Genomic DNA, 18,601 nt, shown 5'->3' on the forward strand with positions numbered 1-18,601 from the left:
TCTTAAATAAAAGAGAGGGTACAGTTTTTTTATTTATTGAATATCGTTTATAACTTTCAATACTTTTCCTACAACACTGAATTCTTCACCAGGTCCTATGTAAATAGGCTGATAATTAGGATTGTCACTGATTAGTGCAATGTAATTTCCAGTTACTTTCAATCTTTTTACATATGATTCTTCATTAACTATAAAAGCTCCTATTTCGCCATTTCTTACTTCTACTCCTTTCCTGCAAAGAATAATAGAAGAATTTTTGATAGTTGGCTCCATAGAATCTCCCTTCACATTAACAGCAAAAAGAGTTTCAATATTTCTTACACCTGGAATAGATATAAAATCTACAGGTTCTTCTTCAGTAAATACTCCTATTCCTGCACTTATTCTTGAATAAAGAGGAATGTAATTATCTAAATCTTTTAATTCAGATGCAGCAACTCTTGGAGAAGCATCTTTTTGTTTTGCTAGTTTTTTTAGTTCATCCAGTATTATTGCTGGAGTTCTTTCAATAGCAGCTAAATATTTAAATTCAGCAGCTTCTTTTGCACTCAATTGAAGAATTGCTATCATCTTATCAAGTATCTCTTCACTAGGAGGATTTCTCACTTCTCCTCTTTCTATTGTATTATAATATGATTGGGTAATTCCGATTGTTTTAGCTAACCTATTTTGACTGTAACCCATTTCTTCCCTATGGTTTCTTAAAAAGGTTTTAAAATTCATATTGCACCTCCTGTGTATCTATATATAAATAATTATAATATAAAAATAAAAATTTTACAACAAAAATAAAAAAGAGTTGACAAAAGCATCTTCATAGTTTAATATATATTTAAATATAGATAAACTATTTTTAGATATAGTAAAGGGGGTAAAGGATATGAAAATATTAATAAAAAATAAAAAGTGGGAAACTTCATTTAAGACAGTGAAATTAATATGTAATGTTTCTTCTGAAAATAAAATTTTTAACATAAGCTTTAACTACAATGGAAAGAATATTAATATAAAAACATACAACCTTGACTATACATTTAAATATCTTGAAAAATTTTTTGACAGTATAAATATACAGGAGGCAGCAAAAATTGCCAGCTGAAAAGATATAAATAAAAAATAATAATATATTAAAAAGGAAATTTTTATTATCTCTGAGATTTTAAAAGTTTCCTTTATTATTTTTAAAAAAATTTAACATATATATAAAATTTATGTTATAATATAAAAAGTGAAAAACACTGTCAAAAGTATAAAATAAAAAATTGTTTTCAGCTATTGACAATTAAATAAAAAAAAGTTATATAGGTTAGTATAAAAATATAGTTTCTATGGGGGAAATATGGTAGGAATAGTAGTAGTCGCACATAATCCTAAACTTTCACAAGAGATAATCAATTTTTGTATGGAGCTTAAAAATAGTGATTTTATGCTGGAAAATGGCGGTGGACTAGAAAATGATGACGGGTATGGGACCTGTCCTGAAGTTATAACCAAAGCAATAAGAAAAGCTGAACAAGGTGATGGAGTAGTGATACTTTGTGATTTGGGAAGTTCAGTGAGCAATGCAGAAACAGCAAAAGAAAGATTAAAAAATGAAATAAGAGTAGAAATAGTAGATGCACCAATAGTAGAAGGAACGATAGTAGGAGTTTCTTCCAATCATCCAAAGGTAAAGTTAGAAACATTAGTAGAATTTATAAAGGAATCAAAAGAGTTTCCAAAGTTTTAAGGGGGAGATAACTTAAAAGGGATATCAGCTTTTAAGTTATCTTTTTCTTTTGTAATAGAGAAGGTGAGAAAATGAATAATGAATTAGAAAGTAAAAATGTCAGCAGACTGTTTTTTAAGTTTGCTGTCCCAAGTATAGTGGGAATGTTGATAGTATCTATACAAATGATGGTAGATGGTATATTTATAGCAAATACTCAAGGAGCATCTGGACTTGCAGCAATTAATCTGTCTATGCCAATAATATTATTTACTAATAGTATAGCTCTGATGATAGCAGCTGGTGGAGGAGTATATTGTTCAATAGCTTTAGGAAAAGGAAAATTTAAAAGAGCTAATGAGATAATGTCATTTACTCTTCAAATATTTGTAGTGTTTTTAGGAAGTATATCTCTTTTAGGATTTCTTTTTATAAATGGAATAATAGGAATATTAGGAGCAACGGAAATTCTTGCTCCATTAGTAAAAGCTTACCTTTTAACTATGTTAGTATTAAATATACCATATAATATACCAATATTTACAGAGGGATTTATAAAAATAGCTGGTAAGCCAAATCTTGTATTTTTGAGTTGTACAATATGTCTTGCAGGAAATGTTTTGATGGATTATCTTTTTATAGTAAAGATGGATATGGGAGTACTTGGAGCAGCTCTTGCTACTTCTGCAGCTAATGGAACTGCTGGAGCAGTTCTTATGTGGAATTATTTTAAAAACAGAAGCAGGCTTAATATAGTAAAACCTAATGGGAACAGGATTCTTTTAGGAAAGATATTATATAATGGAAGTTCTGAAATGCTCACAATGGTATCAAGTGCTCTTGCTACTTTTATCTTTAACTATATACTTATCAGAAGAATTGGAGAAATAGGAGTATCAGCATTAACTATTGTTTTCTATGTAAATACAGTGGTAAATATATGTCTTTTTGGATTATCACAAGCACTTCAGCCAATAGTTTCCTACAATCTTGGTGCTAAAAGAATGGAACAGATATACATGGTATTGAAAACAGCTTTCTTTACAGGAGGAAGCATAGGGTTTTTCTTTTTCTTTGTAATGAAATTTAATAGTGCTCCTATTATAAAGGTATTCTCAAAAGATAATGCTGATTTGATAGCTCTTACTGGAAGAGCTTTGAGCTTTGTAGTATTTCAATATTTATTTTCATTTGTGAATGTTATAATCAGTTCTTTTTTGACTGCTGTGGAAAAACCTATGGAATCAGCAGCTGTGGCAATGTGCCGTTCACTTGTATGTGTAGCAGGACTTCTTTTCATACTCCCAATATTTCTGGGAGAAAAAGGATTATGGCTGGCTCTTCCATTGGGAGAACTTTTATGTATGACAGTAAGTGTTCCTCTTTTGATAACAACATACAAGAAAATAAAAATAAGAATAACTAAAAATCTGGTATAGATAATTAATAGTCATATAAACAAAAATAAAAGAACTAAAAAAGATGTTTTTCCTAAAATTAAGGAAGAACATCTTTTTTAGTTAGGTTTTTATAAAGAATTATTATTTATGTATTTTCTAATTAATTTATTAGCCTTGGTTTGGCTTATTTTTAAGTATTGAGCTACTTTTCTTGAAGTTTTAAATTTTTGATAAGCTTCTTTTATTAGATTGGCTTCGTAATGACTTACCTTTTCATCAAATGACATACTAAAATCTTCTTCAATAGAATTTTTGTCTGAAGAATGATTAGGAAGCTTTTCAGAAAGGTGTTCAATTCCGATAATAGAACTATCATTAGTAACCATAAGTCTTTCTATTGCATGCTGTAATTCTCTTATATTTCCTTTCCATTGAGCAGCTTCTAGTATTTCTAAAGCTTCTTTTGTAAAAGATTTGGAGAAAAAATATTTTTTATTAAACTTTTCAATAAAACTTTTTATTAAAAATGAAATATCTTCTTTTCTCTCTCTTAAAGGGGGGAGATATAATTCTATAACATTCAATCTGTAATATAAGTCTTCTCTGAATTGCTTGTTGAAAACTAAAGTTCTCAAGTCTTTATTAGTTGCAGCAATTATTTTTACATCAATTTCAATAGGTTTATTTCCACCAATTGGTAAATATTTTTGCTCTTGCAGGACATGAAGTAATTTTGATTGAGCTGAAAGAGGAAGTTCAGATATTTCATCTAACAATAGAGTTCCTTTGTTTGCTGTTTCAAAGAGCCCCTTTTTACCTTTTGAATTTGCTCCTGTAAAAGCACCTTTTTCATAACCAAATAATTCACTCTCAACTAAGTTTGTTGGAATGCTGGCACAATTTAAACTTACAAAAGGTTCATTTGCTCGATCACTGATAGAATGGATATATTTAGCCAGCATAGTTTTTCCAGTTCCACTTTCGCCAGTTAAAATACATGGAGTATCAATATTTTTTATACGCTCAATCATTTTTAGAAGTTCCTGCATTTTAATATTATTGCTCTTAGGCGGCTCTATATTTTTTACAATGGAATCTTTGTATGTATAATCAGGATTATAAATTTTTATACCATCTGTATTATCCCTTACATTCATAACAACATATTTTAAAATATTTTTTTCATCAAAAATTGGAATTGCAATAGTAAATAATTCAGTTCCCAGAAATGTTTTTTGTTTAACAGCATAAGGTTTTCGATCTTTATATACAATGGGAAGAATGGAACAATCCCAAGAATTATTATCCTTGTTTATAAAATCAAAAAAAGATTTTCCAATCATAGATTCAGCTGTACAATTATAATGTCTTTGGCAGGCTTTATTAATATATACAATATTGTAGCGATTATCATAGATCAGAATTTCATCATACATATTATCGATAATTTTCATAATTGTTTCAAGACTAATATTGAAAGGTAAATTCTTAAATGACATTATTTCCCCCCCTAATTATAAAAAGTTCAAAAATATTACATAATGTTATTATACTTTAAAATTGAGTTGAAATCAAGTCGTTGAATTGAAAATGATTCAACTTTTCGAGTCGAAAAAAACTCAAAAAAGAAATATATTTTAAAATGAAAGAAAAAAATAAGCTTTTTAGATTGAAATAAAATAAGAATAAAAATGGCATAGATATTGCTTATATATAAGACAATAATCTTAATTAAAAAAGGAGATGTCATATGAAAATCACAGATGTAGAAGTTATTTGTTTGAGAATACCACCAATGGATAGTCCATGTGAATGGGGTGAGGATGCTGTAATTGTAAAAGTTCACACAGACATGGGAATAGTTGGAGTAGGAGAAAGTGATACTTCACCAGTGGTTGTGAAAGCGATTATAGAAGCACCAGAGACAAATTTATACTGTAGTGGATTGAAAAGACTATTGATAGGGGAAAATCCATTAGAGATACAAAAACTATGGGATAAGATGTATTGGGCTTCCAACTATGTAGGGAGAAGGGGAGCAGGGATACATGCTATAAGTGCTATTGACATAGCTCTTTGGGATATAGCTTCTCAATATTATAAAGTTCCAATATATATGTTGCTGGGGGGAAAATATAGAGATAAAATAAGAGCATATGGAACATTTATTCCAGCAGATACTCCAGAAGAGAATAAAATTATAGCTCGTGAACTAAAAAATCAAGGATTCACAAGTTTAAAATTTGGTGGTGGAGTTTTAGGAGATAGTCCAGAATTAGATGAAAAAATAGTAAGAGCAGTTAGAGAAGAATTAGGAGATGATTTTGAGTTAGAAATAGATCTTGCAAGTAAATGGAGAACATATGGAAATTCATTATCAATGATAAAAAAACTAGAAAAATATAATTTGAACTGGATAGAGGAACCTATACTAGCAGATGATTTAAAAGGGTATTCAAAATTATCAGGAGTGTCATCAGCAAAAATAGCTGGAGGAGAATCATTAACTACACGTTATGAATTTCAAGAATTTTTAAAAAGTGCACAGCCAGATATAGTTCAGCCTGATGTAACAAGATGTGGAGGAATAAGTGAACTGTGTAAAATATATGATATGGCTGAATTAAATGGAACTAAATTAATTCCTCATGGTTTTAGTACAGGGATTTTATTAGCAGCAACAGTTCAATTTTTAGCAGCAACAGAGCATGGGGATTTGATGGAATATTCTCAAAGTAATAGTCCGCTTTTCAAGGATTTAGTAAAAAATAGAATTCCTTTTGAAAATGGATATGTAACAGTACCTGATTGTATAGGATTAGGAATAGAATTAGATGAGGAAATGATAAAAAAATATAGAATGAAATAGAGGGGGAGAAATGGAGAAAAAGTTAGATAAATTATTAATTATAGTAAGCTTGATAGTTGTTTTTATTATAGTAGGATGTTTATATTTTATGCCTGAATCTTCTCAGGAAATAGCAAATAAGATATTTAAATTATTCACTGATGTATTTGGATCATTAACTCTTTTATTTACTTTCATTGGAGTCATTTTATTAGCAGGAATATCTTTCAGTAAATTTGGGAGAATAAAATTAGGAGAGGGAGAACCTGAATACTCAACATTTAAATGGGTGTCTATGATGATATGTTGTGGACTTGGATCTGCAACAGTATATTGGGCATTTATCGAATGGGCTTATTATATAGGAACTCCTGGTTTAGGAATAGTACCTAACTCTATCAGAGCATATGAAATGAGTGTTACATATTCAATGTTTCATTGGGGAATAAGTGCTTGGACTTTATATGCACTTGCAGGAATTCCTATTGCTTATCATTTTCATGTCAGAAAAAATAAAGGACTTAGTTTAAGTAGTGTAATAAGTTCAATAACAGGGTTAAAACAAGATGGGATAATCTGTAGAATAGTGGATATATTATTTATATTTATCTGCTTTGGAGGATTAAGTATAACATTGGGGGTATCAGTTCCTCTGGTTACAGAAATTTTCTGTAATGTAATTGGAATACAGCCAAGTTTTATAATAAATTTTCTTATAATAGTAGTTATTTCAATTGTATATTCTTTCAGTTCATATATAGGTATTCAAAAAGGAATGTCAAAAATAGCAGACTGGAATATAAAATTAGTTATAATTTTCCTTGTAGCAGTAGTTGTTTTTGGACCAACGTTATTTATAATTAATAACACAACTCAATCTTTAGGCCTGATGTTTCAAAATTTTATAGGAATGAGTTTATTCACAGATTCGATAGGAAAATCAGGTTTTCCAGAATCTTGGACTATGTTCTACTGGTTGTATTGGATAACTTATGCACCTTTTACAGGGATTTTTATAGCAAAAGTTTCAAAAGGAAGAAATATACGTTCTGTAGTTGCGAATACACTGATTAGTGGAAGTTTCGGATGTTTTGTATTCTTTGGAGTTTTAGGAAGTTTGTCATTAGAACGACAGCTTAATAAAGTCGTTGATATGGTAGGAATGTTGAGTAATGGACAAGATAATATTGCTATTGTTAAAGTATTGCGTTCATTACCATTTGGTTCAATTTTTATGATAGTATTTTGCATAGTAACATTGTTATTCCTTGCTACAACATTAGATGGAGCAGCATTTACAATGGCAACTACATCATCAATAGGACTTAAAAATAATGAAGAACCTAATCCTATGTTACGTCTTTTTTGGTGTGTAATGTTGGCTCTAGTGCCTCTTACAATGATTCTTATTAAAGCAAATCTAAACACAATAAAAACTTGTGCAATAATAACAGCTGTACCAATTATCTTTATAATGATAGTAATGCTTATAGGAATGATTCAGTGGATGTTCAAAGATTTTGGACAGATTGAAGCACATATGATAGATAAAAAATAAATTATTAAGGGAGATTAATGTAATGAAAAGAAGTGTGAGAATGCATGAAAAAGATCAGGTATCTACAGTTCTGAATGATGTAAAATGTGGAGATATAGTTGGAATATATAATGAACAAAATGAATTTTTATACGAAATAGAAGCAAAAGAGGATATACCTTATGGAAATAAAATAGCCTTATTTGATTTAAAAAAAGGGGAAGCGGTTATAAAATATGGTGAAAAAATAGGAGAATTAACAAAAGGAATATCAAAAGGAGAATTAGTACATGTTCATAATGTAAAAAGTTTATCAGTAGATATTCCTCCTGCTTTTAAAAAAGAAATTATTAGACAGATGAATATAAAGTTAAAATAAGAGGAGGAAAAATGATGAACTTTTTAGGATATAAAAGACCTGATGGAACAGTAGGTATAAGAAATAAAATTTTAATTATTTCAGTAGATGAATGTTGTGATGGAATAGCAAGAAAAATAGCGGAAAAAAGTGAAAATGCAGTGGTATTGACAAACTGGTATACATGTATGCTTGGAGGAAATGAAGAAACATTTAATCAAATGATAGAAGTTTCTAAAAATCCAAATGCAGCAGGGATTATAGTTCTAGCTATGGGGTGTGGAAGTATTTTACCTGAACAGATAGCAGATCCAGTAAAAGAGACTGGAAAATTAACTGCAACTCTTGTATGCCAGGAAAACGGAGGAACAAAACAAACAATAGAAAAAGGAAGAAAAATTCTTGCAGATATAGATGCATATATAAAAAATTTAAAACTTGAGAAATTTACACTTGATAAACTTGTTGTTGGAGTTAAATGTGGAGGAAGTGATACAAGTTCAGGGATAGCATCTAATCCTAGTGTAGGAGTGGCTATTGATAAATTAATAGATATGGGAATGACTTGTATTGGAGGAGAATTATTTGAGTTACAAGGATGTAATGAAATATTATTTAAGAGAGCTGTTTCTGATAAGGTTAGAGAAAAAATTGAAATATTGATAAACAATGAACGTGCTCGTTGGAGTGTAGAAGGAACAGATGTAGAAACAATGAGTATAGGAAACAGTGTAGGAGGATTAACAACAATAGAAGAGAAATCTTTAGGAGCATTGCATAAAATGGGAACTAAACCTATTCAAGATGTTCTTCAAATAAATAAAGATTTCATTGAAAAGCCTACTAAAGCAGGGTTTTATTTGTCAGAAGTAACTATGCTTTGTGGAGGAGCAGGAGTAAATTATGCAGCTTTAGGAGCTCATATAATATTGTGGACAAGTGGAGCAGCAGGGTTTAATAATGCAATAGTCCCAGTTATAAGAGTAAGTGGAAATTCTGACTTGATGAATGATGATATAGATGTCAATGTGGCAGAAATAATGGAAGGAACTATGGGGATTAGCCAGGGGGCTGATTTAATTGTACAAAAAGTTTTAGAAATTGCTAATGGCACACCAACAAAAATAGAAAATTATGGGGATTCTACAATGACTCTTTATCAAAAGGACCAGAGAGTAGAGAAAATGTTAAACTTGAAATGTGTAAATAAATAATGATTAAATATAAAGGATAAAAGAAAAAATGAATTTAAAAAATTTCTTTTATCCTTTTGTTATATAAAGAATAAAATTAAAATAGGGTTTACTTTTGTATAGGATATGTGATATATTGTACTTAGAAAATATAACAAGGAGAAGAAAATGACTTTAAGAGCTGCTATAATTATAATAATATCAATAATATGCTTTCAATAAAAATATTATAGATATTATTTATGTAGTCTAAGTTATTCTTCTTAAGGAAATAAATTGAAAGTTGAAGACAGCCTGCATAGCTGTCTTTTTTATTACAATCTAAACTTTTTATCAGGAGGGTTTTATGTATAAAAAAGTGTCTACGAGTCTGAATTTCGTAGAAAGAGAAAAGGAAATTGAAAAATACTGGGAAGAGAACAAAATTTTTGAAAAAAGTCTTGAATTAAGAAAAGGAGATAAGACATATACTTTCTATGACGGACCTCCTACAGCTAATGGTAAACCACATATAGGGCATGTTTTAACTCGTGTAATAAAAGATATGGTACCTAGATACAGAACTATGAAAGGTTATGATGTACCAAGAAAAGCTGGATGGGATACACATGGACTTCCAGTAGAGCTTGAGGTAGAAAAATTATTGGGAATAAATGGAAAAGATCAAATAGAAAGTTATGGACTACAACCATTTATTGAAGAGTGTAAAACAAGTGTGTGGAAATATAAGGGAATGTGGGAGGACTTTTCTAAAACAGTTGGATTTTGGGCTGATATGGAAAAACCATATGTAACTTATGACAATAACTTCATTGAATCTGAATGGTGGGCATTGAAGCAAATATGGGAAAAAGATTTACTTTACAAAGGATTTAAAATCGTTCCTTACTGCCCAAGATGTGGAACACCTCTATCAAGTCACGAAGTAGCACAAGGGTATAAAGATGTAAAAGAAAGATCAGCAATAGTTAGGTTTAAAGTGAAAGACGAAGATGCATATATTCTAGCTTGGACAACTACTCCTTGGACACTGCCTTCAAATGTGGCTCTTTGTGTAAATCCAAATGAAACTTATGTAAAAGTTCAGCATGAAGGATATACTTACTACATGGCAGAAGCTTTAGTTCCAACAGTATTAAAAGAAAACTATACAATTATTGAGAGTTACAAAGGAAAAGATTTAGAGTACAAAGAATATGTACCTCTATTTAATTTTGTAAAACCAGATAAAAAATGCTGGTATGTAACTTGTGATACTTATGTTACATTGACTGATGGTACTGGAGTAGTTCATACAGCCCCTGCATTTGGAGAAGATGACGCCAATGTAGGAAGAAAATATGATCTTCCATTTGTACAATTAGTAGATTCTAAAGGAGAAATGACAGAAGAAACACTTTGGCCTGGAGTATTCTGTAAAAAAGCAGATAAAGATATTTTGAAAACTCTTGAACAGAATGGACTTCTTTTTGATGCACCTGTATTCGAGCATAATTATCCTCACTGCTGGAGATGTGACACTCCTCTTATCTATTATGCAAGAGAATCTTGGTTTATCAAAATGACAGCTGTAAAAGAAGACCTTATCAGAAACAATGACACTATCAACTGGATACCAAAAACTATAGGGAAAGGACGTTTTGGTGACTGGCTTGAAAATGTTCAGGACTGGGGAATCAGCCGTAATCGTTACTGGGGAACTCCTCTGAATGTATGGGAATGTGAATGTGGACATAATCACGCTATTGGAAGCATAGAAGAATTAAAATCTATGTCACCTAACTGCCCTGAGAATATTGAGCTTCACCGTCCATATATAGATGCAGTAACTATAACTTGTCCTCATTGTGGAAAACAAATGACAAGAGTACCAGAAGTTATTGACTGTTGGTTTGATTCAGGGTCAATGCCTTTTGCTCAGCACCATTATCCATTTGAAAATAAAGACTTATTTGAAAAACAATTCCCAGCAGACTTTATATCTGAAGCTGTTGATCAGACAAGAGGCTGGTTCTATTCGCTTCTTGCAATATCTACATTGATTTTCAATAAAGCACCATACAAAAATGTAATTGTATTGGGACATGTACAAGATGAGAATGGACAGAAGATGTCTAAATCTAAGGGAAATGCAGTAGACCCATTTGAAGCACTTGCTACTTATGGAGCAGATGCTATTCGTTGGTACTTCTATATAAATTCAGCTCCTTGGCTTCCTAACAGATTCCATGGAAAAGCGGTTCAGGAAGGGCAGCGTAAATTCATGGCTACATTATGGAATACCTATGCTTTCTTTGTTCTTTATGCTGAGATAGATCAGTTTGATGCTACTAAATATACTTTGGACAGAGATAAATTAACTGTTATGGATAAATGGCTTCTTTCTAAATTGAATACAGTAGTAAAAGGTGTAGATGAAAACCTTGCTGATTACAAACTTCTTGAAGCTGCAAGACTTCTTCAGGATTTTGTAGATGAATTAAGTAATTGGTATGTAAGAAGAAGCAGAGAACGTTTCTGGGTACAAGATATGACTGCTGATAAAATTACAGCATATATGACTTTATATACAGCTCTTGTTACTATTTCAAAAGCTGCTGCACCAATGATTCCATTTATAACAGAAGAAATTTATCGTAATCTGGTATGCAGTATAGATAAAACTGCACCTGAAAGTATTCATTTGACTGATTTCCCAGAAGTACATGAAGATCTTATAGATAAAGCACTTGAAGAGGATATGGAAGAAGTTCTCCAGGTAGTTACTTTAGGAAGAGCAGCAAGAAATGCAGCTAATATAAAAAATAGACAGCCAGTAGCTAATATTTATGTAAAAGCTGGACATAAAGTTGGAGAGCTTTATCAAAACATTATAAAAGAAGAACTTAATATTAAAGAGATTCACTTTGTAGAGGATACTTCACAATTTACTTCATATACTTTCAAACCTCAATTAAAAGTGTTAGGACAAAAATATGGTAAGAAAGTAAATGAAATCCGTACTCTGTTGGCAGAGATGGACGGAAGCAAAGCTAAAAAAGAGCTGGATACTAATGGAGTTTTAGTTATTAAATTAGCTGATGGAGAGGAAGCATCTCTTACTGTAGATGATTTGTTGATAGAAACAGCTCAAACAGAAGGATATATGCCTCTTGAAGATAGAGGGATAACAGTTGTACTTGATACTAAACTTACTCCTGAATTAATAGAAGAGGGATTTGTAAGAGAAGTTATCAGTAAAATTCAATCTATGCGTAAAGAGGCAGATTTTGATGTAACTGATCACATTATATTCTATGAAAAAGATAATGATAAAATTAAAGAAATCATTGAAAGAAATGCTGAAGAAATTAAGCATGATACTCTTGCTGATGAAATAGTCTTTGGACAAGCAGATGGATTCACAGGAGAATTTAATGTAAATGGAGAAAAGGTTGTCTTTGGAGTAAAAGTAAATAAGTAATAATATAAAAAGAGGTTGACGGTGTCAACCTCTTTAATTTTTAGTTGAAATATGGTTTAATTTTTTCTATCCATTCTTTAATTCTATCTGGAGTGTCTGTTCCCTGATTTCCTTCATCAAGAGCAAGACCTACAAATTTTCCATCTACAACTGCTTCAGTTTCTTCATAATGATATCCTTCTGTAGAAGTAAATCCAATAACTTTTGCTCCATTTTTTACAACAGCATCATAAAGTATTTTCATAGCTCCAACATATGATTCACCAAAAGCAAACTGGTTTCCAAGTCCTACTATGGCAACAGTTTTACCTGTGAAATCTATATTTTTAAACTCTTCAAAAACATTGTTCCAATCTTCTTGCAATTCTCCAACTCCATAAGTAGGAGAGACAAGAATAAGATTTTCATAATCTTTTATTTCAGATATTCCATCAGCTACATTATATGTTTGGTAGTCATCTTTTCTAAGGTAGAATTCTATCTCATCAACTATACCAGTGGTATTTCCAGATGTTGTTCCATAAAAAATTCCTATTTTTTTCATATTTATTCCTCCTATAAATTACAGATATCTTTTACAACTTCACTTGCTATTATAAGCCCAGCACTTGAAGGAACAAAAGATATGCTTCCGACATTTACCTTTTTTTCTCTGCTCCCAGTTTCATTTTCAGGTTTTCTGGGGATTTCTTTTGAATAAACCACTTTTAATTTTTTTATTCTTCTATTTTTTAACTCTTTTCTCATAACACGAGCTAAAGGACATACAGAAGTTTTGTAGATATCAGCTACTTCAAGCATTGTTGGTTCAATTTTATTTCCAGTACCCATAGAAGAAATAATTGGAGTACCAGTGTTTTGAGCTGTTTCAGCTAGTACCAGTTTAGAAGTCACTAAATCAATTGCATCTACTATATAATCATACTTTTTGCCTTTAAAAAATTTATCATAATTTTCTATTGAAAATTTTTCTGAATACTCATGTATTTTTATATCTGGATTGATAGAAAGAAGTCTGTCTTTCATAACAGAAGTTTTTAATTTTCCCACAGTATCCTGTAAGGCAATAATCTGTCTGTTGAGATTGGTAATATCCACAGTATCAAAATCTACAATGGATAATTCCCCAACGCCAGCTCTGGCTAGAGCTTCTATGACAAAGCCTCCAACTCCTCCAACCCCAAATACTATTACATGAGAATTTTGAAGTTTTTCAAGGTTTTCTTTTCCTATCAAAAGTTCAGTTCTTTGAAATATCATGTCATCATCCTCAAATATATTATTTACTATCTTAGTAAATAATATATTATTTTTCATAAAAAATCAATAATATATTTTTTAGAGATTAAAGGATACAGAGGTTTTCTAAATAATAATATGAAAATAATTGGAAGTAAATGTAAGTAAATAGAAAAAAATGTTTAAAAAGCTATTGACAAAATAGAGATCATGAGTTATATAATTTATCAACAGGAGAGATGAAAACGTTTTCAAAAAGAGGTGCATAACAAGATGAAAATAAATGATGTAGCAGAATATGCAGGAGTTTCATTAGCTACTGTTTCAAGAGTTATAAATGGGAAAAATGTAAAAAAAGAAACAAGGGAAAGGGTAGAGGAAGCTATAAAAAAATTAAATTATACACCAAATTTTATGGCAAGCAGCCTTCAAAGAACTAAAAGCAATATGCTTTTGATAATAGTTCCAGAGATATCAAATCCTTATTATTCTGCCATTTTAGAGGGAGTAGAAGTAACAGCTAAAAGTATGGGGTATAATATTATTTTAGGAAGCAGCTACTCATCAGAAGCACAATTATTAGATTATCTCACTCTGTTGAATACCAAACTTGTAGATGGAATAATACTTATGGAGAAAATAAAAAAAGATAAGATAATGGAAAAAATAAAAGATGAAAACGTTTTCAAAAAGATAGTTCAGTGCAGTGAGTATATAGAGGAAAATGGACTTACTTATGTGACTATAGATCATAAAAAAGCTGCTTATGAAGCTGTAAGTCATCTTATATCAATAGGGAAGAAAGATATATATCTTTTCTCAATGAAAAAAAATTATACATATTCTACATTAAGAAGAGAGGGATTAATAGAAGCTATGAGAGATAATGGACTGGAATTTAAAAAGGAAAATGAAATACTTTTAGATGAATTGTCTATAAAAGAAGCTCAGAAACATATGAATATAATTTTAAATAATAGAGAGGTAAAAAATATAGGAATATTTGCAGTATCTGATGTGATAGCTATAGGAATATTAAAAGCTCTCAATACTAAAAATATGAAAATACCACAGGAAGCAGCAGTAATAGGATTTGACAATATAGATTTTTCAGCAGTTACAGAACCATCACTTACAACAGTATCACAGCCAGGATATGAATTAGGAGCAGAATCAGTAAAAAGCTTGGTGAGAAAAATAACAGGAGAATACAGTGATCCTGAAAAAATCATTTTAGACCATGAGCTTATAGTCAGAGAAACAACCAATAAATTTGTTTTAAAGTAGAGAGATATCTCTAATAAAATATAAGGAGGATTGATTTGATGAAGAGATTTTTTACATTATTAGCAACATTATTGCTTTTAAGTGTAGCTGCATTTGCAAGTGCTGGAGGAAAAGTTCTGGGAATTGTTATGCCTAATGCAACTCATGGATTTTTGGGAGAGAGTATAAAACACGCTAGAGCAGCAGCTGAGGAATATTCTAAGGCTAATGGATTTGAATACAAATTCCTTACTTCTGCTGAAGCATCAGAACAAAATAACCAGTTAGATACCTTGATTAATGAAAAAGTTGATTGTATTGTTTTATGGCCACATAATGGGAATGAATTAAGATCTGGGGCTATGAAAGTTATGGAAGCTAAGATTCCATTAATTATCTACGACCGTTTAATTGATGAATTTAAACCTACTGCTGAAGTTATGGGAGATAACTTTACAATAGGAGAAGAGACTGGAAGATATTTGAACAAATACTTTGCTGAAGATTTGAAAAAAGGAAAAGTTAATATCCTTGAGTTCAAAGGGGATAACTCTACAGTTCCTCAACAACGTTCAGATGGATTTGCTAAAACTGCTGATAAAAATATTAATATTCTTCAACAATTCAGTACTGACTGGCAAAGAGCAAAAGCTCAGGAACAAATGGAAACACTTCTTAATAGCTTGAAAAAAGATGAAGTGGAAAGTATAAAAGCTGTATTTACTCATGATGATGAAGTTATGCTTGGAGTATTAGATGCAATAATGAGTTATAGTGGAAATGCTAAACTTAATATTAAACTTGTAACTGGTGTTGGTGGAAGAAGAGAAAATATAGAAACTTTTGATATATTCAAAAATGATTTAGGAATAGATCAAGTAACTTATCTGTTCTCTCCTACAATGGTAAGAGATGCAGTTAAAATGGGTGCAGATATATTAGATGGAAAAACATTCTCTGGACTATATCTTATTCCTACAGAAACAATAGATAACAATAACTACAAAGACTATATGAAGAGTGAGCATTGGAAAATAAGATATGAAAGTGGAATCTAAAATAAATTAATTTAAGGGTGGGAATTCCCACCCTTATTTAAAAAATGGGGTAGGTGATAAAAATCATGCTTTTGGAGATGAGGAATATAGTGAAATGTTTTGGTCCTGTACAGGCTTTGAAAGATGTTTCCCTCAGTGTAGATAAAGGAGAAATACACGGACTGTTAGGAGAGAATGGAGCAGGGAAATCTACTCTGATGAATATTCTGGCAGGGACATTTCCGCCTACACAGGGAGAGATTTTTTTTAATGGAGAGAAAATAGAAGACCTTAATACTAAGAAAACACAGGGAATGGGAATAAGATTTATACATCAGGAATTAAATCTTGTAAATGATCTTACTGTCTATGAAAATCTTTTTCTTGGAGAGGAGCTTCTTAATAAATATGGATTTCTAAATAAGAAAGAAATGATAAAAAGATCTAAAGAAATTCTTGAAAAAATGAATCTGGATATTGACCCTGAAATGGAAGTAAGACATTTGGAAACATCAAGAAAACAGCTTGTTGAAATAGCTAAAGCTCTTCTTTTTGATGCGAGGCTTATAATAATGGATGAGCCTACAACAGCTTTAACTAATAAAGAGATAGAAATGCTTTTTGTTCTTATGAGAAGATTAAAGGAGCAAGGAGTGACTATGATTTATATATCTCATAAAATGCCAGAGCTTTTCAGTATCTGTGACAGATATACAGTGCTTAGAGATGGAATGTTTATAGAAAGTGGTTATTTTAAGGATATAAATGAAAGAAAAGCTACTGAACTTTTAGTGGGAAGATGTATAGAAAATGAAAAGATAGAAAAAGAAAAAATATCAGAAGAAATATTGATGGAAGTAAAAAATATAACTTCAGAAGGAAAATTTAAAGATATATCTTTTAATTTGAGAAAAGGGGAAGTTGTAGCAGTTACAGGGCTGCATGGAGATGGAAGAGATCAGCTTGCAGAGGCGTTGTATGGGGTATGTAAAATAGATTCTGGAGAAGTATGGATAAATGGAAAAAAACTTGGGTATAGAAGTATAAAAGATACAGTGGAAAATGGAATAAGTATGGTACAGAGAAATAGAAAAGAACGTTCTATTATAAAAGATATGAGTATACTTAATAATTTTTCTGTTTCAAGATTTGTTTCAAAACATAAAAAACTTTTTATTGATGATAAATCAGAAATAGAAAGATTTGATGCAAGAAAAAAAGAGATGTCCACAAAAATTGGACACTATGATGACTATATAACATCACTTTCAGGAGGAAATCAGCAGAAGATAATTATAGGAAGATGTCTTGAACTGGATACTGATGTGATAATTCTTGATAATCCTACACAGGGAATAGATGTAGGAGCTAAATTTGAAATTTACAAGATAATCAATGAATTGGCTAAAACTGGAAAGGGAATAATAATATTCAGTTCTGAATATCCAGAGATAAATAAAGTAGCAGATAGGTGTTTTGTAATGTATAAAGGAAGAATAAATAAAGAACTGACAAGAGATGAGTTCAGTGAGATAAACATCATGCACTATGCTACAGGAGCAAATATGGAGGAAAAAATATGAGTCAGTTGAATAAAAATCTAGATATGAAAAAAATATATTCTAATTATACATTTGTATTTTCTTTTTTAGTACTTGTTGTAATAGCAACTGCAATAAATCACTCATTCCTGTCATGGACAAATTTATCTACACTTATGCTTCAATCATCTATTAAAGGGATAATAGCACTTGGAATGACTCTTATTATCATATCAGGGCAGATAGATTTGTCAGTAGGGTCGCAATGTGCCCTTGTAGCAGGATTAGGAGTAGTTGTTCTCAATAGAATAGAAAGTCCTTTTATAATGTTGCTCTTCTGTATGGCATTTGGTGCTTTACTAGGAACTATTAATGGACTGATAACAAATAAAGGGAAAATGGCACCTTTCATAGTTACTCTTGCTACAATGAGTGCCTATAGATCTATAATAGTTCAGCTTGGACAGGGCGGGCCTTTTAATATTAAGATGAAGATACTTATGAGCTTTAGGAAAATAGCAGCAGGGAAGTTTTTAGGTGTGCCTAACCTTGCAGTAATCTTTATAATAATAACTATACTTATGGTTATTTTAGTGAAATATACTAAATTTGGAAGATATGTATATGCTGTAGGTTCTAATGAAAATGCTACTTTCCTTACTGGAGTAAATGTAGTAAAAGTAAAAACCTTATGTTTTACACTTACAGGATTTTTAACAGGAATAGCTTCTTTTCTCCTTTCATCAAGACTTACTTCTATCACAGCAGCTAATGTGGGAATGTCTTTTGAGCTGGATGCAATAGCAGCAGTTGCTATTGGTGGAACATCTATGAGTGGAGGAAGAGGAAAAATAATGGGAACTTTCTTGGGAGCTATAATGCTTCAAATGATAGAAGGTATCCTTATAGCAGCTCGTATTCCACCATTTCTGTCAGGTTTGGTAAAAGGAATAATAATAATTTTGGCAGTAATTTTCCAAAGTAAAAAAGGTAATGATTAAAATATAACAA

The 18,601-nt window shown here is 30.8% G+C and carries 16 protein-coding genes; 12 read left to right on the forward strand and 4 right to left on the reverse strand.

Annotated features, from left to right (window positions below):
* Positions 1–33 precede the first annotated feature (33 nt).
* Positions 34–723, reverse strand: a complete 690-nt coding sequence (locus E0E45_RS16775) for a helix-turn-helix domain-containing protein (RefSeq protein WP_130892187.1) — start codon at positions 721–723, stop codon at positions 34–36.
* 157 nt (positions 724–880) lie between these two features.
* Between E0E45_RS16775 and E0E45_RS16780 the strand changes: the two genes are divergently transcribed.
* The 3 genes from E0E45_RS16780 to E0E45_RS16790 all read left to right on the forward strand — a co-directional run bounded on the left by E0E45_RS16780 (position 881) and on the right by E0E45_RS16790 (position 3,147).
* A complete protein-coding gene (locus E0E45_RS16780; RefSeq protein ID WP_130892188.1) occupies positions 881–1,099 on the forward strand; it encodes a hypothetical protein in 219 nt (72 codons plus the stop codon).
* A 240-nt stretch (positions 1,100–1,339) separates the two neighbouring features.
* Positions 1,340–1,729, forward strand: coding sequence for a PTS-dependent dihydroxyacetone kinase phosphotransferase subunit DhaM (locus tag E0E45_RS16785; protein WP_130892189.1), 390 nt, complete (start codon positions 1,340–1,342; stop codon positions 1,727–1,729).
* Between the two features lie 71 nt (positions 1,730–1,800).
* A complete protein-coding gene (locus E0E45_RS16790) occupies positions 1,801–3,147 on the forward strand; it encodes an MATE family efflux transporter (RefSeq protein WP_130892190.1) in 1,347 nt (448 codons plus the stop codon).
* An 89-nt stretch (positions 3,148–3,236) separates the two neighbouring features.
* On the opposite strand, the gene E0E45_RS16795 is transcribed toward E0E45_RS16790, so the two are convergent.
* Positions 3,237–4,607 (reverse strand): sigma-54 interaction domain-containing protein, encoded by a 1,371-nt coding sequence (locus E0E45_RS16795; protein ID WP_130892191.1) that lies wholly within the window; start codon positions 4,605–4,607, stop codon positions 3,237–3,239.
* Between the two features lie 251 nt (positions 4,608–4,858).
* On the opposite strand from E0E45_RS16795, the gene E0E45_RS16800 reads away from it, so the two are divergent.
* The 5 genes from E0E45_RS16800 (at position 4,859) to ileS (ending at position 12,507) form a co-directional block, all read left to right on the forward strand.
* Positions 4,859–5,977, forward strand: coding sequence for a mandelate racemase/muconate lactonizing enzyme family protein (locus E0E45_RS16800; protein WP_130892192.1), 1,119 nt, complete (start codon positions 4,859–4,861; stop codon positions 5,975–5,977).
* 10 nt (positions 5,978–5,987) lie between these two features.
* The gene (locus tag E0E45_RS16805; protein WP_130892193.1) at positions 5,988–7,514 is read left to right on the forward strand and encodes a BCCT family transporter; all 1,527 of its coding nucleotides are present in this window, start codon (positions 5,988–5,990) and stop codon (positions 7,512–7,514) included.
* Between the two features lie 22 nt (positions 7,515–7,536).
* On the forward strand, positions 7,537–7,872 hold the full coding sequence (locus tag E0E45_RS16810; protein WP_130892194.1) for a UxaA family hydrolase: 336 nt from the start codon (positions 7,537–7,539) through the stop codon (positions 7,870–7,872).
* A gap of 11 nt (positions 7,873–7,883) precedes the next feature.
* Entirely contained in the window at positions 7,884–9,065 is a 1,182-nt protein-coding gene (locus tag E0E45_RS16815; protein WP_130892195.1) for a UxaA family hydrolase, read from the forward strand.
* A 325-nt stretch (positions 9,066–9,390) separates the two neighbouring features.
* Positions 9,391–12,507 carry an isoleucine--tRNA ligase gene (gene ileS / locus E0E45_RS16820; protein WP_130892196.1) on the forward strand — a complete coding sequence of 1,039 codons (3,117 nt, stop codon included), beginning with the start codon at positions 9,391–9,393 and terminating at the stop codon, positions 12,505–12,507.
* 40 nt (positions 12,508–12,547) lie between these two features.
* On the opposite strand, the gene E0E45_RS16825 is transcribed toward ileS, so the two are convergent.
* Positions 12,548–13,051, reverse strand: a complete 504-nt coding sequence (locus tag E0E45_RS16825; RefSeq protein WP_130892197.1) for a flavodoxin — start codon at positions 13,049–13,051, stop codon at positions 12,548–12,550.
* Between the two features lie 11 nt (positions 13,052–13,062).
* On the reverse strand, positions 13,063–13,767 hold the full coding sequence (locus E0E45_RS16830; RefSeq protein ID WP_172604210.1) for a tRNA threonylcarbamoyladenosine dehydratase: 705 nt from the start codon (positions 13,765–13,767) through the stop codon (positions 13,063–13,065).
* 252 nt (positions 13,768–14,019) lie between these two features.
* Here E0E45_RS16830 and E0E45_RS16835 point away from each other — a divergent pair, with 252 nt between their 5' ends.
* From E0E45_RS16835 to E0E45_RS16850, 4 genes are all read left to right on the forward strand, one after another.
* The gene (locus E0E45_RS16835) at positions 14,020–15,033 is read left to right on the forward strand and encodes a LacI family DNA-binding transcriptional regulator (RefSeq protein WP_130892199.1); all 1,014 of its coding nucleotides are present in this window, start codon (positions 14,020–14,022) and stop codon (positions 15,031–15,033) included.
* Positions 15,034–15,071: 38 nt separating this feature from the next.
* Positions 15,072–16,070 (forward strand): substrate-binding domain-containing protein, encoded by a 999-nt coding sequence (locus E0E45_RS16840; RefSeq protein ID WP_130892200.1) that lies wholly within the window; start codon positions 15,072–15,074, stop codon positions 16,068–16,070.
* Between the two features lie 65 nt (positions 16,071–16,135).
* Positions 16,136–17,632, forward strand: coding sequence for a sugar ABC transporter ATP-binding protein (locus E0E45_RS16845; protein WP_172604211.1), 1,497 nt, complete (start codon positions 16,136–16,138; stop codon positions 17,630–17,632).
* Positions 17,629–18,591 (forward strand): ABC transporter permease, encoded by a 963-nt coding sequence (locus E0E45_RS16850; RefSeq protein ID WP_130892202.1) that lies wholly within the window; start codon positions 17,629–17,631, stop codon positions 18,589–18,591. The genes E0E45_RS16845 and E0E45_RS16850 overlap by 4 nt, the downstream gene beginning before the upstream one ends.
* Positions 18,592–18,601 lie beyond the last annotated feature (10 nt).

The organism is Fusobacterium ulcerans ATCC 49185 (assembly GCF_900683735.1).
In the GTDB taxonomy this organism is placed as follows: Bacteria; Fusobacteriota; Fusobacteriia; order Fusobacteriales; family Fusobacteriaceae; genus Fusobacterium_A; species Fusobacterium_A ulcerans_A.

Coding starts and splice junctions, on each gene's coding strand:
- E0E45_RS16775 (WP_130892187.1), bottom strand. CDS start 723: ATGAATTTTAAAACCTTTTTAAGAAACCATAGGGAAGAAATGGGTTAC.
- E0E45_RS16780 (WP_130892188.1), top strand. CDS start 881: ATGAAAATATTAATAAAAAATAAAAAGTGGGAAACTTCATTTAAGACA.
- E0E45_RS16785 (WP_130892189.1), top strand. CDS start 1,340: ATGGTAGGAATAGTAGTAGTCGCACATAATCCTAAACTTTCACAAGAG.
- E0E45_RS16790 (WP_130892190.1), top strand. CDS start 1,801: ATGAATAATGAATTAGAAAGTAAAAATGTCAGCAGACTGTTTTTTAAG.
- E0E45_RS16795 (WP_130892191.1), bottom strand. CDS start 4,607: ATGTCATTTAAGAATTTACCTTTCAATATTAGTCTTGAAACAATTATG.
- E0E45_RS16800 (WP_130892192.1), top strand. CDS start 4,859: ATGAAAATCACAGATGTAGAAGTTATTTGTTTGAGAATACCACCAATG.
- E0E45_RS16805 (WP_130892193.1), top strand. CDS start 5,988: ATGGAGAAAAAGTTAGATAAATTATTAATTATAGTAAGCTTGATAGTT.
- E0E45_RS16810 (WP_130892194.1), top strand. CDS start 7,537: ATGAAAAGAAGTGTGAGAATGCATGAAAAAGATCAGGTATCTACAGTT.
- E0E45_RS16815 (WP_130892195.1), top strand. CDS start 7,884: ATGATGAACTTTTTAGGATATAAAAGACCTGATGGAACAGTAGGTATA.
- ileS (WP_130892196.1), top strand. CDS start 9,391: ATGTATAAAAAAGTGTCTACGAGTCTGAATTTCGTAGAAAGAGAAAAG.
- E0E45_RS16825 (WP_130892197.1), bottom strand. CDS start 13,051: ATGAAAAAAATAGGAATTTTTTATGGAACAACATCTGGAAATACCACT.
- E0E45_RS16830 (WP_172604210.1), bottom strand. CDS start 13,767: ATGATATTTCAAAGAACTGAACTTTTGATAGGAAAAGAAAACCTTGAA.
- E0E45_RS16835 (WP_130892199.1), top strand. CDS start 14,020: ATGAAAATAAATGATGTAGCAGAATATGCAGGAGTTTCATTAGCTACT.
- E0E45_RS16840 (WP_130892200.1), top strand. CDS start 15,072: ATGAAGAGATTTTTTACATTATTAGCAACATTATTGCTTTTAAGTGTA.
- E0E45_RS16845 (WP_172604211.1), top strand. CDS start 16,136: ATGCTTTTGGAGATGAGGAATATAGTGAAATGTTTTGGTCCTGTACAG.
- E0E45_RS16850 (WP_130892202.1), top strand. CDS start 17,629: ATGAGTCAGTTGAATAAAAATCTAGATATGAAAAAAATATATTCTAAT.